The sequence below is a fragment of the Streptomyces sp. SA15 genome, assembly GCF_002291145.1.
GTDB lineage: Bacteria > Actinomycetota > Actinomycetes > Streptomycetales > Streptomycetaceae > Streptomyces.
In genome coordinates, this window is sequence record NZ_NTGE01000144.1 from 24,493 (window position 1) to 38,539 (window position 14,047).

14 protein-coding genes and 1 pseudogene are annotated in these 14,047 nt (G+C 69.9%); 8 read left to right on the plus strand and 7 right to left on the minus strand.

Features of this window, described 5'->3' with window-relative positions; genetic code table 11:
* Positions 1-8: 8 nt before the first annotated feature.
* Positions 9-626, plus strand: coding sequence for an SMI1/KNR4 family protein (locus tag CLM62_RS33310; protein ID WP_095753621.1), 618 nt, complete (start codon positions 9-11; stop codon positions 624-626).
* 473 nt (positions 627-1,099) lie between these two features.
* Here the strand turns inward: CLM62_RS33310 and CLM62_RS33315 are convergent, their stop codons facing one another.
* Both CLM62_RS33315 and CLM62_RS33320 read right to left on the minus strand, forming a co-directional pair.
* Positions 1,100-1,315 (minus strand): DUF397 domain-containing protein, encoded by a 216-nt coding sequence (locus CLM62_RS33315; RefSeq protein ID WP_095753622.1) that lies wholly within the window; start codon positions 1,313-1,315, stop codon positions 1,100-1,102.
* Positions 1,312-2,190 (minus strand): helix-turn-helix transcriptional regulator, encoded by an 879-nt coding sequence (locus tag CLM62_RS33320; protein ID WP_095753623.1) that lies wholly within the window; start codon positions 2,188-2,190, stop codon positions 1,312-1,314. The genes CLM62_RS33315 and CLM62_RS33320 overlap by 4 nt, the downstream gene beginning before the upstream one ends.
* Positions 2,191-2,388: 198 nt before the next feature.
* Here CLM62_RS33320 and CLM62_RS33325 point away from each other — a divergent pair.
* From CLM62_RS33325 to CLM62_RS33335, 3 genes and pseudogenes are all read left to right on the plus strand, one after another.
* Positions 2,389-2,831 (plus strand): annotated as a pseudogene (locus tag CLM62_RS33325) (ATP-binding protein).
* 205 nt (positions 2,832-3,036) lie between these two features.
* Positions 3,037-3,924 (plus strand): helix-turn-helix domain-containing protein, encoded by an 888-nt coding sequence (locus CLM62_RS33330; protein WP_179382336.1) that lies wholly within the window; start codon positions 3,037-3,039, stop codon positions 3,922-3,924.
* A gap of 26 nt (positions 3,925-3,950) precedes the next feature.
* Positions 3,951-4,850: a hypothetical protein gene (locus CLM62_RS33335; protein WP_095753625.1), complete on the plus strand. Its 900-nt coding sequence runs from the start codon at positions 3,951-3,953 to the stop codon at positions 4,848-4,850.
* A 650-nt stretch (positions 4,851-5,500) separates the two neighbouring features.
* Here the strand turns inward: CLM62_RS33335 and CLM62_RS33340 are convergent.
* The gene (locus tag CLM62_RS33340; RefSeq protein ID WP_095753626.1) at positions 5,501-5,782 is read right to left on the minus strand and encodes a chorismate mutase; all 282 of its coding nucleotides are present in this window, start codon (positions 5,780-5,782) and stop codon (positions 5,501-5,503) included.
* Positions 5,783-6,097: 315 nt separating this feature from the next.
* Between CLM62_RS33340 and guaA the strand changes: the two genes are divergently transcribed.
* On the plus strand, positions 6,098-7,678 hold the full coding sequence (guaA, locus tag CLM62_RS33345) for a glutamine-hydrolyzing GMP synthase (protein ID WP_095753627.1): 1,581 nt from the start codon (positions 6,098-6,100) through the stop codon (positions 7,676-7,678).
* A 12-nt stretch (positions 7,679-7,690) separates the two neighbouring features.
* On the opposite strand, the gene CLM62_RS33350 is transcribed toward guaA, so the two are convergent.
* A complete protein-coding gene (locus CLM62_RS33350; protein WP_095753628.1) occupies positions 7,691-8,200 on the minus strand; it encodes a pyridoxamine 5'-phosphate oxidase family protein in 510 nt (169 codons plus the stop codon).
* Positions 8,201-8,371: 171 nt separating this feature from the next.
* Here CLM62_RS33350 and CLM62_RS33355 point away from each other — a divergent pair, with 171 nt between their 5' ends.
* Complete coding sequence (locus tag CLM62_RS33355) at positions 8,372-9,181, plus strand: class II aldolase/adducin family protein (RefSeq protein WP_095753629.1); 810 nt, start codon at positions 8,372-8,374, stop codon at positions 9,179-9,181.
* A 7-nt stretch (positions 9,182-9,188) separates the two neighbouring features.
* Here the strand turns inward: CLM62_RS33355 and CLM62_RS33360 are convergent, their stop codons facing one another.
* Complete coding sequence (locus tag CLM62_RS33360) at positions 9,189-10,085, minus strand: DUF4429 domain-containing protein (RefSeq protein ID WP_095753630.1); 897 nt, start codon at positions 10,083-10,085, stop codon at positions 9,189-9,191.
* 164 nt (positions 10,086-10,249) lie between these two features.
* Between CLM62_RS33360 and CLM62_RS33365 the strand changes: the two genes are divergently transcribed.
* A complete protein-coding gene (locus tag CLM62_RS33365; RefSeq protein ID WP_373559213.1) occupies positions 10,250-11,599 on the plus strand; it encodes a hypothetical protein in 1,350 nt (449 codons plus the stop codon).
* A 148-nt stretch (positions 11,600-11,747) separates the two neighbouring features.
* Complete coding sequence (locus CLM62_RS33370) at positions 11,748-12,278, plus strand: DoxX family protein (RefSeq protein WP_095753632.1); 531 nt, start codon at positions 11,748-11,750, stop codon at positions 12,276-12,278.
* 17 nt (positions 12,279-12,295) lie between these two features.
* On the opposite strand, the gene CLM62_RS33375 is transcribed toward CLM62_RS33370, so the two are convergent.
* Complete coding sequence (locus CLM62_RS33375) at positions 12,296-12,559, minus strand: hypothetical protein (protein ID WP_095753633.1); 264 nt, start codon at positions 12,557-12,559, stop codon at positions 12,296-12,298.
* Positions 12,546-13,982, minus strand: coding sequence for a PspC domain-containing protein (locus tag CLM62_RS33380; protein WP_095753634.1), 1,437 nt, complete (start codon positions 13,980-13,982; stop codon positions 12,546-12,548). The genes CLM62_RS33375 and CLM62_RS33380 overlap by 14 nt, the downstream gene beginning before the upstream one ends.
* Positions 13,983-14,047: the final 65 nt, after the last annotated feature.

Sequence of the window (14,047 nt, forward strand, 5' to 3'; positions counted from 1 at the left end):
AGGTAACTGTGAGCGACCCGTTTGGACAGCTGAGGCAGGTCGTGACCCCGCTGCACGCGGTGGGAGACACGGTGGACTGGCGCGCGGCTGCAACCGAGCTCAGTGTCGAGGCCTTCCCCGGCGACTATCGAAGATTCGTCTCGGCCTACGGCGCGGGATCGATCGAGGACAGCCTCTACGTGTCAATCCCGCGCCCCGGTGAGTCGACGGCGCCGCTAACGGTGGGGCGGTTGCCGGACGATACTCTCCGGGCTGAGTCGATGGGCGGCTGGCGGGATCGGGGGGCAGCCTCCCGTTACGAGCTGGAGGACATGGTTGTTTGGGGGCAGACGAACGGTGCGGACGCCCTGTGCTGGGCGACTGCGGATCGAGACCCGGATCGCTGGCCGGTGGCGGTGTGGGCACGCCAGCAGGGTGGCTGGTCCGTTTACGACTGCGGCTTCGCGGAGTTCATCCTGCGGCTGTTGAGAGCTGACTTTGCCACCTGTCCAATCAGCGTCGCGTCCTTGTGGGGTAAGGGGACAGCCCGCTTCTTGAACCTCAGGGAGGAGGAGCGGCTCCGCGACGAGGGGCTCGATCCCTGGACCGGTGAGCCGGACCCGTTCGCAGGGATGGAATTCGACTGAGGCCTGCGGTCTGCCAAGGAGGCCCAGCCGATAGAGCTATGCGGATATGAGGCGTTGCCGGGTGCGGAGGGTGACGAAGGAGAGTTCTGGTTCGGCCCCGAAAGACCGAGCATGCCGGACCGGGCGGTATGAGCCCCGCATAGAGCGCGAGGGAAATCGCCAAGGATCGCGGTCGCGTCGCTGATGAAGGGCGACGAGGATGCCATCGCGGCACAGGTCCGCACCGGGGAAACGGTCTACCCCCGGGGCATCCCGCCCTACGAGGGCAGCAGCCCCGCCGCCAACTACCTCACCATGACCTGGGCGGGCAGTTCACCGATTCCTGTGGATGGCCTTCCATTCCGGTGTTTGACGGCGAGCCGACGCTTCGCTCATCGGCGGAGTGGAGCTGTGATGTAGGCACCACTCCGACTCTGCGTGCCCGCCAACGATCCGAAGGCGGAAGAGTGGGCGGCGCGCGGTCTGCCGACGGATTACAGGGAACTCGTCGACGCGTACGGCACGAAGGCTGACCAGGCCTCCGGCGTCAGGGCCAGCCGAGGGCCAGCGGTGTTCTTGGAATCGCGTACGTGGACGGTGCCGGGGGCGGTGGCAACCTCGACGCAGGAGTCGCCCTCGCTGCCGCTGCTGTAGCTGCTCTTGAACCACGCCAGGTCGGAGTGGTCCCCGGCGGAGGTCTTGCGGATCATGTTTCCCCCAGCAGTTGCTCGATGAAGGCGGTGGACTCACGTGGGGTGAGAGCCTGAGCGCGGATGATGCCATACCGCAGTTCAAGGATACGGAGCTGCCTGGGCTCGGCGACCGGCCGGCCGTTGGCCACCACGGGTGACCGTCCCACCGCTGATCCGTCCTGGAACTTCAGAACCTCGATCCCACCGTCCACCCCGGCGTGCTCCTCGCGATCCATCGGCATCACCTGAAGCTCGACGTTCCGCAGCTGCCCCGTCTCCAGCAGGTGTTCCAGCTGGCGTCGCAGCGCCGCCTTCCCTCCGAGCGGACGTCGCAGTGTCCATTCCTCCAGGACGAAGCTGATTTCCGGCGCCGAGTCCCGTTCGAAGAGGGCCTTGCGGGCCACGCGGGCGGCGATGAACCGCTCCACCTCGTCCTCGGTGTACGCGGGGCGCCGCATCAGCAGGAGCCCGCGTGTGTACTCCGGCGTCTGCAGCAGCCCGTGGACGTTCAGCGGATCGTAGAGCTGGAGCTCGACCGCCTTCGCCTCCATCTGCGCCAGGTCCCGCACCTTCTTCGGGTACCGGACCTTCTTCACGTCCTCCTTCATCGCCGCGAGCAGCCCACCCGCCCCCAGCACGTCGTCGGCCTTCTCCAGATACTCGGGCCGGGGGATCCGCTTCCCGGCCTCGATTTTGTACACCATGTCCTCGCCGTACCCGACCGCGTCCCCGAAGTCGGCGGCCCGCATGCCCACCGCCTCCCGCCGCAGCCTCAGCTGCCGCCCCACGGTGGCGACGACCGCCACACCCCAGTCGTCGTCCGGGTCCACCTTCCAACCCGGCTCGTCCGCCTCGGTCTTGAGCCGCCCCGCTACGCCGTCCACCTGCTGCATCCGCACCCCTCCGTCGTACGACCGTGCCGCGACGCCCCCTACCCGTACGGCCGGTCTCGATAGCCTGGACACGACCGGACAACGCCCGGACAGTCACCGTACGCAACGGGTTCGTCACTATTCACGGTAAGCGTGGACCGCCACTCTGAGTGACGTGATCCACGAAATCGCCGCCCCGAGGGCCGACTCGCCTACCCCATCCGCAACTTCAGCGTGCAGCTGTCCCCACACCACGCGGCGCCCGCCTCGCCTGCCTCCTGGCCACCGAGCAAGTCCGCGTCTCGGAGCTGCCGTTGGGCCCGGCACGCCAAGTCATCGCCGAACTCGCGGCCAACGCGGCCACGCACAGCCGCGTCCCGGGCAGGGACTTCCGGCTCGTCCTCTACGTCGTCGGCGGCATCCTGCGCATCGAAGTGACCGACACCTGCGGCGACCGCCTGCCCCGCCTGCAGGTCACCACTCCCGACGCGGAGTCCGGCCGGGGCCTCCTCCTCGTCGAGGCCCTCGCCCACCGGTGGGGCGTCGCCCAAGGGCCGTATCCGCGCAAGACGGTCTGGGCGGAGCTGAACCTCGCACCACCGGAGTACAGAAACGCGTGCTCCGGTGCGAGGGGCGCTCTTCCCCAAGAACCACGACGGTGAAAGGACCCCCACCAAGCCCCACCCCACCCTCCCGCCGCCCAGCGCGCCGCTCACCCACGCGAGTGAACATCACCAACTCGGCTGGATTCCCGGCCGGTTGCCTGCCCTACGCTCAGCGCAACACAACCGCAGACATGCGACGGCCCCCGCCGGGACGGCAATCCCAATGCGAGGGCCTGACCACCGAGGAAGAGAGAGCTTCCCGATGGATGTGCAAGACCTTAGCGTGCCCTCGCACGCCCAGTCCCGGCATGCCGCCAACAACCACCCGAACCGGCGGCACCCCCACTCCGGCCACTCCGGCGGCGGACTCGACCACGACCACACCCGCCACACCACCCGCTTCACCGTGGTCGGCAACCACCTCGCCCAGCACCCCGAGCTCTCACTCGTCGCGATCGGGCTGGCCCTGCACATCCAGTCGCTGCCCAAGGGCGCCCGCGTCGACATCAAGACCCTCGCCGCCCGCTTCCCCGAGGGCACGACCCGCATCGCCGCCGCCCTACGGGAACTGGAAGCCCACGGCTACCTGCGCCGTGTCCGCGAACGCATCCCCGGCGGCCGCATCATCACCCGCACGATCTCCTGCAACCAACCGGGCCATCACCGCGCCGACGACCACGATGCCGAACGGCCGCCGGCACACCCGGCCCCGAGGAAGCGAGCACGGGCACCCCGCAAGCCCCTCCCCGCCGTACCGCAGCCCGCCTGCCCGGCCCCCGCCCTCCTCCAGACGGCCACCGACCTCCTGGCCGACCTCCGCCGCCATGACCCCCACCTACTGCTGTCGTCCTGCGACACGGCCCACCTCGCCCCCGGCGTCGCCGCCTGGCTGGAACGCGACATCACCCCCACCGCCGTACGACAAGCCCTCACTGCCGAGCTGCCACCGGAAGGCCCACGACGCCCCGCCGCCCTCCTGGCCCACCGCCTCACCGCCCAGCTGCCACCCCCACCCCCATTCCGCGCCCCCACCCCACCGCCAGCCGCCCGGCACCCGCTCCAGAACTGCGACGGCTGCGACCGCGCCTTCCGCGCGCCCCACCCAGGCCACTGCCACGACTGCCGGTCCAAGTCGCCCGCAGTCCTCTGAAGATCCGTCCAAGCACAAGGAACCGCATGGTCAACTCGTCCCACGAGGCGATGCACCGCATCTTCCAGGAGTACCCCGGCCTGTTCGCCGGTGTCTCCAAGGTCCTCAACCTCCCGTTCATCCCACCCGAGTCTGTGACGGTACTGACGACCGATCTCACCGAGATCCAGCCCGTTGAACGCCGTGTCGACACACTGTTGCGCTTCGACGGCGCCCAGCCGATCCTGCTGGCTGTTGAAGCGCAGAGCGCCAAGGACCCGAACAAACCCGCCAGCTGGGCCTACTACCTGTCCTTCCTCTACACGAAGTACAAGATCCCGCCCCTGCTGCTGGTCGTCTGCCAGGACCGGGCCACAGCCGAATGGGCCGCCCGCCCCGTAAGCATCGGCCCTCGGTGGTGGGCCACCCTCACCCTGCGCCCGCTCGTGGCCGGTCCGCACAACATGCCCTTGATCACTGACCCGGACGAGGCCCGCGCCGACCTGGCGCTGGCCACACTGTCCGCCATCACCCACGCGAAGGATCCGGCCGTCGATGGGATACTGAAGACCCTGTCCACAGCTCTGCAGGGCGTGCCCGAAGCCGTCGCCGACCCGATCATCGAATTCACCGCACAAGGCCTGGGTGGCAACCGCCAGGCCGCAGAACTCTGGAGGAACCTGGTGGCCGTGGACCTCTCTTTCTACAAGTCGTACCTCGCCGAGGAGATCCGGGATGAGGGCCGGGACGAGGGCCGGGCAGAAGCTCTCGTCCAGAAGGGTGTCGAGGACGTCCTCCTCGTCCTTGAGACACGCGGCATCGACGTCCCCGACGAGATCCGCGAACGCATCACAGGCTGCGACGACCCCGACCTCCTACGCCGCTGGCTCACCCGCGCCGTAACCGCTCCGTCCGCCGAAGCGATCTTCACGGAAGAAGGCGCCTGAGCTTCGGGTCGAACATGCGAAGGGCCCCGCGGGGACGGACCGCGGGGCCCTTCTTTCGTCAGCACCGACGTCAGGGCAGCGTCGGTGCCTGGGGAGCGGCGCCGGGGGGTTGCGCCGCTGGTCTTTTGGTTGTCGGTATTCAGTCGGCCCTCAGTGCCTCCGGTCGGCTCCCCGGCGCGTTCGGGGCGCGCAGGTGGTCTGAACCTTTGGCAGTGCGACTGTGCAAATCAATGCGGTTGTCCGGGATGGGACTTGGGGGCTTTCTAGGCATCGTGCTGGATGGACGCGGCCGCCGCAACCGTTTGACTCAGACTTGGACATTTTGACTCGACGTTTGGCTTGGGGCGTTCCCGCCGGTCGGCCCCGGGCGTCCCCGGAGCCGACCGGTCTCTTGGGTGACCGGGCTGCTGTCCCCTGCCGTCCGGTCACTTCGCCGGAGCGAGGTCCCACGACGCACAGCACGATCCGTACGTCTCATCGCTCCAGCGAGCCACGCGTGGTTCTTTCGGGCCCGCCCCTGGCCGGCACGGACACCGGGACCAACGAAGCGATTCCGGCGGCGGTCACGCGCCGTACGGGTGAGAGGGCATGCGTACGTCTGTGCCGGGAACGGGGATTCAGCAGGCCCGGGATTCAGCAGGCCCGCCGCTTCAGATCTTGCCCCGGCACAGCTCCAGCAGCGTCATCGCCAGCGACGTGCCCGGCTTGCCCAGCGCCTCCCTGTAGTGGCTGAGGACGTCCATCTCGCGGGAGAGGTTCACGCGCCGGCCGCCGGAGGCGATCCGGGCCTCCTGGATGACGGCGGACACGGCCATCCGTTCCTGGATCAGCCCGATGATCCTGTCGTCGAGCGCGTCGATGCGTTCACGGGCGCCGGTGATCACGTCGGCGGCCTCGGGGGTGCGGGCGCCGGTCAGGTCGGTGGCGGTCATTGGGGGCTCCTCGTCGGTTCGGTAGGGGTGCGGTGCCCCGGAGCGGCAAGGCCCGGAAAACGACAGGCGCCCCGGGCCTTGTCGGCCCGGGGCGCCTGGGAAGTCGCTTGTCAGTTGCTCAAGCAGCACGACCATGGCAGCCGGCGGGCCGGTTGCCATAGGTAAAGACGAAGGTCGGGTGCGTGAGCATGGGGCCAGTATGCCACGGGATCATTTCGGTGCCGGTCGGCATCACACAGCACACGGGACACGTCCGACGCCCACCTCGGTAGAATTGGCCAGCACAGAGACCCCGCCCACCGCCGGAAGGCCCCCGTGTCATCAGCGACCCCCGCTGCCGCCGCCCCCGACACCGTCCTGGTCGTCGACTTCGGCGCGCAGTACGCCCAGCTCATCGCCCGTCGCGTCCGTGAGGCCCGGGTCTACAGCGAGATCGTGCCGAGCACTATGCCGGTCGCCGAGATGCTCGCCAAGAACCCGGCGGCGATCATCCTCTCCGGCGGCCCCTCCTCGGTGTACGCCGACGAGGCCCCCCGCCTCGACCGCGAGCTCTTCGAGGCCGGCGTCCCCGTTTTCGGCATGTGCTACGGCTTTCAGCTGATGGCGCAGGTGCTCGGCGGGACGGTGGACAACACCGGCGCCCGCGAGTACGGCCGTACGCCTCTGCATGTCTCGAAGGCCGGCTCCACCCTCTTCGAGGGCACCCCGGACGAGCAGTCGGTGTGGATGTCTCACGGCGACGCCTGCTCCGCCGCCCCGGAGGGCTTCACCGTGACGGCCTCCACCGACGTCGTCCCGGTCGCCGCCTTCGAGAACGACGAGAAGAAGCTGTACGGCGTCCAGTACCACCCCGAGGTCATGCACTCCACGCACGGCCAACAGGTGCTGGAGCACTTCCTGTACCGGGGCGCGGGGCTGAGCCCGAACTGGACCACCGGCAGCGTCATCGACGAACAGGTCGCCGCCATCCGCGAGCAGGTCGGCGACAAGCGCGCCATCTGCGGGCTGTCCGGTGGCGTGGACTCCGCCGTCGCCGCCGCCCTCGTCCAGAAGGCCATCGGCTCCCAGCTGACCTGCGTGTACGTCGACCACGGCCTGATGCGCAAGGGTGAGACCGAGCAGGTCGAGAAGGACTTCGTGGCCGCGACCGGCGTGCAGCTGAAGGTCGTCGACGCGGAGGAGCGGTTCCTGTCCGCTTTGAAGGGCGTCTCCGACCCCGAGGAGAAGCGGAAGATCATCGGCCGGGAGTTCATCCGGGTCTTCGAGCAGGCACAGGCGGAGATCATCGCGGACGAGGGTCCGGCGGTGGAGTTCCTCGTCCAGGGAACCCTGTACCCGGACGTGGTCGAGTCCGGTGGCGGTACCGGCACCGCCAACATCAAGTCCCACCACAACGTGGGCGGGCTGCCGGAAGACCTCGAGTTCAAGCTGATCGAGCCGCTGCGCAAGCTGTTCAAGGACGAGGTCCGGATGGTCGGCCAGGAGCTCGGGCTCCCGGAGGAGATCGTCCAGCGCCAGCCGTTCCCCGGCCCCGGCCTGGGCATCCGTATCGTCGGCGATGTCACCAAGGAGCGGCTCGACCTGCTGCGTGAGGCCGACGCCATCGCCCGCGAGGAGCTCACGGCGGCCGGCCTCGACCGGGACATCTGGCAGTGCCCGGTGGTCCTGCTCGCGGACGTCCGCAGCGTCGGCGTCCAGGGCGACGGCCGGACCTACGGCCACCCGATCGTCCTGCGTCCGGTGTCGAGCGAGGACGCGATGACCGCCGACTGGTCGCGGCTGCCGTACGAGGTCCTCGCGAAGATCTCGACGCGGATCACGAACGAGGTCAAGGACGTCAACCGGGTCGTGCTCGACGTGACCAGCAAGCCGCCGGGGACCATCGAGTGGGAGTGAGCTCCTTGCGGGTCAGGTCCGCTTGAGCGTGCGCACCGGCTCTCCGGGCTTCCAGACCTGGACGACCAGGTACTTGTCGTCCTCGACGTAGGTCCGTACGACCTCCGTCAGCTCGGTGCGGAAGAGGTGGAACGGCTCCGGCGGTTCCACCTCTTCGGTGTACCTGGCCTTCGTCTCCGCGTCCTCCACCTCGATCGCCCGGCCGCTGATCCGGACGTCGCCGCCGCCCATGCCCGTGCCCTCTCCCGGGTTCGCCTGCAGCGCGAAGCGCGGGTCGCGGCGCAGATCGAGCGCCTTGAGCGAGTCCGGCATCATGCCGAGCCACAGCTCACCGTTCAGGAAACGCACCTCCAGGCCGGTGGTGCGCGGGGAGCCGTCCTTGCGGAGAGTCGCGAGGACGTGGTGCGTGAAGGCACCGAAGCGCGCCTCGACGGTCCTGGCCAGGTCCGGTTCGGCGGCGGAGAAGGCGGCCCAGTTCGTAGCGGCCCAGTTCGTTGCGGCCGAGTTCGTCCGGGTGCTCATACGCGGGTTCATACGAGCCAGTCTCGCGCCGATACCCGACATCTTCTGTCCGGTATGGCTCGATCTTGTGTCCGGTACGGCTCGCGCGCGGCATCTTTACAAACCAGCGCTGTTCTCTTGTGCTGACCGACGGTAGCTTCCGGCCCGTAAAGCAACGTGCTGGAGGACGACATGCACGGGACGCCCGGGGCCGGGCACACTCCGCCCCCGCCCCTTCCCACCGACCAGCTGCGGTTCGCGATGCCGCCGATGCACGAGTCGCTCGAGGACGAGCGCCGACATCGCAAGGAGCGGCTCGCGGGCGCGCTGCGGATCTTCGGGCGGTACGGCTTCGAGGACGGGGTGTCGGGGCACATCACCGCGCGCGATCCGGAGTTCAGCGACTGCTTCTGGGTCAATCCCTTCGGGATGCCGTTCAAGCACGTCACCGTGAGCGACCTGGTGCTGGCCAACTCCGACGGGCAGGTGATCGACGGCCGCTACCACGTCAACCAGGCGGCGTTCACCGTGCACTCCCAAGTACACGCCGCCCGCCCCGACGTCGTCGCCGTCGCCCACTGTCACTCGGTGTACGGGCGGGCACTGTCGGCGCTGGGGGACCTTCTGGACCCGATCACCCAGGAGAGTTGTGCCTTTTATCAGGACCACGCCCTCTACGACACCTACACCGGGGTCGCCGTCGACGCCGACGAGGGCCGCCGGATCGCGGCCGCCCTCGGGTCCCGCAAGGGCCTCGTGCTGCGCAACCACGGGCTGCTGACGGTCGGCGACTCGGTGGACGCGGCGGCCTGGTGGTTCCTGTCCATGGAACGGTCCTGCCAGGTGCAACTGACCGCGAAGGCGGCCGGACGGCCCGTGCTCATCGACCACAAGCCGGCGGTGGCGACGCGGGAGCAGACGGGCGGGGATCTGGTGGCTTGGATCAACTACCAGCCGTTGTGGCAGGACATCAGCCGGAGTGAGCCCGACTTGTTGAGCTAGAACCCAGCTAGAACCCTCGGAGTACGGCAGCCTTGGTCATCGCGAACTCCTCGTCCGTGAGGACCCCGTCACGGTGGAGTTCGCCCAACTCCCGCAGCCTGCGCAGGAGTACGTCGTGATGGTCGGCCGGCGGCGGAACGGACGCCGCCAGCCGGGGGCGGGCGGCGCGCCGCTCGTCCTGCTCGATTCCGGTGCGGGTGGACGGGTGCGGCAGCCGGGCGGTGACCGCGGTGGCGACGAGGGCCGTGAGCAGGTCGCGGCGGGCGCTGCCCCACAGGTCCAGGGCGTACGGGTCCTTCTCGGGGGGCAGTTTGGAGAACACCGTCTCCTGGGTCACGAAGCGCAGGAAGCCGTCCTCGTAGCCGGAGTTGGGCAGCCACTCGACCTGGACGAGGTCCCCGAGGTTGACGATCCGCGGGCCGGTGGCGCGTTTGACCCGCTCGGAGGTGTCGGACCAGTCGATACGGACCTGGGTCCCGTCGAAGGAGACCGTGCCGTCGGAGGAACGCACCGACACCGGGACCGGCGGGCCGGGCAGGAGGTAGGCCTTGGTCGGTTCTTTGGGGATCTGGTCCAGGAGCAGGGCGTTGCGGATCTCCTCGGCCACGTACTCGGCGACTCCGGCGCGGTCGATGTCCACCAGCAGACGGTACGGGTCGGCCGGATCGGGCAACCGTCCGCCGGTCGCCTGGAGGAGGGGATCGGCACCCTCGCGCAGCCGCATGCGCAGCCGGCCGCGCTTGCGTTCGGGCTCGAAGACGACGCCCGCGACGGCCTCCAGGGGCACGGCGATCTCTCCGTACGTCTGCCGGAACAGCGGCACGGAGCGGTGGAGACCCGGCGTGATCCTGACCGTGCTGCCGTCGAAGGCCCAGGTCCCGTCGCGCTGGATGATCTCGGCCATGGACAAATTCTCGCAGCCGGGTCAACACGGCGGGCCCGGCTTCACCCACGCTGAGCAGAGCCGGCGGACGGGGCGGAGTGAGGTAGGGCACAATTCGCTGTCGGTGGTGGGGAGTTGTGGATGTGACACAGCCTCTGAGGGTCCTGGGAAGGCGGGCGTCGGGCGTGGCGGTGCAGGAGGCGAGACAAGGCGATCCGGGTGGTGCTCGCGGTGGTGCGTCCGGGGGTTCGTACGGCGGGCCGTATGGCGGCGCGCACGGCGGCGCGTATGGGGTTGCGCACGTGGGCGGTTGCACCTGCGGGGACTGTCCGCACGGGGCGCGTGCGGGGCATCGGCAGGCGGTGGCGGAATTCCTGCTGAAGCGGGACGGGTTCGCGGCGGGGCAGGGGCTGCCCGCGGGCGTGGCCCACTCGGCGTCCGCCTCGCGGCAGTGGGTCTCGGAGGAGCTGACCCAGTCCGCGGAACTCGTCGCCGAACGCGCCCGGGCCGAGGGCGAGGCCTGGCTGGCGCTGCTCTGGCGCCGTACGGCGTGTGCGGTGTGGGCGCTGGTCGTGGTGTTGCTGCTGGTGCAGGCGTTGACGGCGATCGGGGCCGGCTGGACCGCCGCGCGTACGGCTGGGCTGCTCGCGGCGTTGGTGATGGCCGGCGCGCTGACGGCTGCGTCGTGGTTCCACCGGGCGCGGGGCGGTGCGCTCGCGCCGGTGATCGGCGAGGACAACCGGCTGTCGACCTCGCGTGCGGTGGCGGCGGGCTGGGTGCTGTTCGTCGCATACGCGGTGTTGGTGCTGGTGGGCCGTCTGGCGGCTGCCTCCGGGCATGCCGAGCGTGACGCGCTGATCTCCGGGCTCGGGCTCGCCCGGGGCGCGGGTGTGGTGACCGTGCTTGCCGTGGTGTGCGCGATCGCCGTGCTGGTGCGGCGGGTGGTCGGGCTGCGGGTGCTGGGGCAGCGGTTGCAGAAGGTGCGGGCGGACCGGCCGAGGGCCGCCGATCTGCTGACGGACGATGCGGGGCGGGGGACCTTCGCTGACATTCAGTACGTCGTGATCAGCGGTGTGGCTCTGTTGTTCGCGGCGGTGCGGTTGGGCCGGCGGCCGGATCAGCTGCCGGATCTGCCGTGGGGGCTGGCCGTGGTGGTGCTGGTGTCGGCGGGGACGTATCTGGCGGGCAAGTACGCGGAGGGAGGCCGGCCGGTGATTCTCTCCGTGGTGCGCGCGCGGGAGGCCGGTGACCTGGACGGTCCGATCCGCACCGGCGACGACGTCGAGATCCGGGGGGCCGGGTTCGTGCCGCCGGGGGCGCAGGAGGCGGATCGGTTGTCGCGGATGGTCGTGCGTATCGGTGCGGTGAATGTGCGGGTGCCGTTGGTGCCGGTGACCGGTGGCTTCAGCAACCCTGCGGACGCGGTCCTGACGGTGCCGGTGCCGGTGGATGTGGAGCCGGGGCGGGTGGAGGTGCAGGTGGTGACCGCGGCGGGGGTGGAGACGAATCGGTATGCGATCGATGTGACGGAGTAACACTGCGGGTGCGCGGCATCTCCGACCCAGGAACGCGGTCTCAAGTCTGAGAACTTTGGTCGCGACAGGAGTGAGCGGGTTTCGCCTGTCGTACGTATCGTCTTTTTGAGGGGTCACGGCACGCGCGGGCGAGAGGCGGCTACGAGCGATGACTCACGGCATTCGTACGGACACGCACACCCCCTATCTGAACGGCGGCCGGGACTGGCGGGACACCGCCACTCGTTACGCCCTGCTCCCACTCCGCGTCTTCCTCGGCGTCACCTTCATCTACGCCGGCCTGGACAAACTCACCGACAGCGCCTTCATGAAGGACGCCGGATCCGGCTCGGTCGGCGACCTGATGCGCACCGTCCGGGACTCCTCGGCCATCCCGGCCCTGGTCGACCTGTCCCTGAAGAACCCCGTCGGCTTCGGTTACGCCATCGCCATCGGTGAGCTCGCCGTCGGTATCGGCATCCTGATCGGGCTGCTCTCCCGTCTGGCCGCGGTCGGCGGCGCGCTGATCTCGCTCAGCCTGTGGCTGACGGTGAGCTGGGCCACCGAGCCGTACTACTACGGCAACGACCTCATCTACCTCATGGCCTGGCTGCCCCTCGTCCTCGCGGGCGCCCCCGTCCTCTCCCTGGACGCCGCCCTGCGCACACGGCGACGACAGCGGGCCGGGGCCTACCGGTAGCCGTAACGCCGCCATCGTCATAGGGGCGGCTCCGGTTGTGTCCCGGAGGGATTCGGCTGTGCCCCGACCTGCTCCGTACGGCCCGGTCCGCGGCGTTTGCGGATGGCCCGGGTCAGGACGCCGACCGCGCCTGCCAGGCAGAGGCCGACCGTGACGAGCGGGATGATCGCGAACCACGGGGTGTCCCAGAGGCCGCCCGCGTCACCGGAGTAGATGACGCCCGCGAGGATGAGGAAAAGCCCGGCGACCAGCTTTCCGGGCTGGAACTCATGACGTAGCACGGCTCACCTCCGCCTGCCCGATGCCGACCCTGAGGTCGAGGTCGAGTGTGCCGGTGTCCTTCGCGACGGTCGTCGGCCGCAGGGTCACCTCCTCGTGCTTGCCCGGTGCCACGTCCACGTCCTTCTCGTCGTCGCCCGGCAACTGGATGTCGCCCACCCCCACGTCCATGCTCACTTTCACGGTCACGTCCGCGGGCACGATCACCCGCAGGTGGCCCATGCCGACGTCGGCCTGTGCGGCCACCGTCTGCCCCTTGGCGAGGTCCAGTCCGCTCAGGTCCAGGGTGCCGACGCCGGTGCCGAGTTCGTAGTGCGGCTGGACGTTCGTCGCCGTGGCGGGCCGCCAGGTCGTGCGCTCCCAGTGTGTGCTGATGTCCTTGGGCAGGGCCGCCGAGGCGGCGAGCAGGGCCGCAGTGACGATCGCCAGGAAGATCGACCCCGCCCCGGTCCGGCCCAGGAACGCGCTGACCGCGATGCCCAAGCCGAAGACGACGAGCGCGCACGCCAGGCCGGTCTGCAGGCTGGTGCCGAGTGTCTGGTCGTCCCACGTCAGGCGGGTGCCGAGGCCGCCCGCGAGCAGGGCGAACAGGAAGACCCAGCCGCCGATCCAGCGGGGGCCGCGCGGCTTGGGCTGGCGGGCGCGCGGGGGGTGTATGTCCGGGCGGTCGCCCCACGGGGTGCGCAGGCCGATGTGGACGGCGGCCGCCAGGTCCCGGTCGCGGGAGTCCCCGGGGCCCCACAGATAGCCCGTGCCGCCCACGTGCGTGCCGTCCTTGACGATGGGGTCGCGCCACCACGACTGGTAGGCGGCGGGCACCGGCGGTGCCTGGGCCTCCGGCGGGGCGTCGGCGACGGCCTGGGCCGCCAGCGGGTCGGTGTCGGGGGCGCCGCGGTGCCGCGACCAGTACCCGGCGCCCGCGAGGAGGAGGGAGAGGACGATGGCGAAGGTGAGCACGCCGCCGTTGCTCAGCAGCGTGAGGAACACCCCGCAGCCGATCAGCGCGAACAGCACGGCCGTCAGCGCCTGGCCGTCGACGCGGCCGGTCAGCAGCTTGCGCACCTCGTTCTCGTCCTCGTCGTCGTACGGGACGAAGAGCCAGGCGAAGCCGTAGAAGAGGAGGCCGATGCCGCCGGTCGCGGAGAGCACCGCGAGGGTGATCCGGAAGATCACCGGATCCATGTCGCACTGCCGCCCGAGCCCCGCGCAGACCCCGGCGAGCATCTTGTACCGCCGGTCGCGCCGGAACTTGCGGGGCAATTCGGCCACGCCGGCCTCGCCGGGCGCCGCCGCGCCGGATCCGTCGGCCACGGTCGGCTGCCTGGCGGGCGCGCGCGATTCCTCACCGGCCTTGGCTGCGGCGCCCGCGTCGGACGAGGTGCCCTCGCCGGGCACGGCGTCCGCGGCGTGCTGGTGCTCTGTCATGTGTCCATGGTGACGGGCGCCGCGTCGCGGCGGCAGTCGGCATGACCCTGGCCGGACCCTGATAT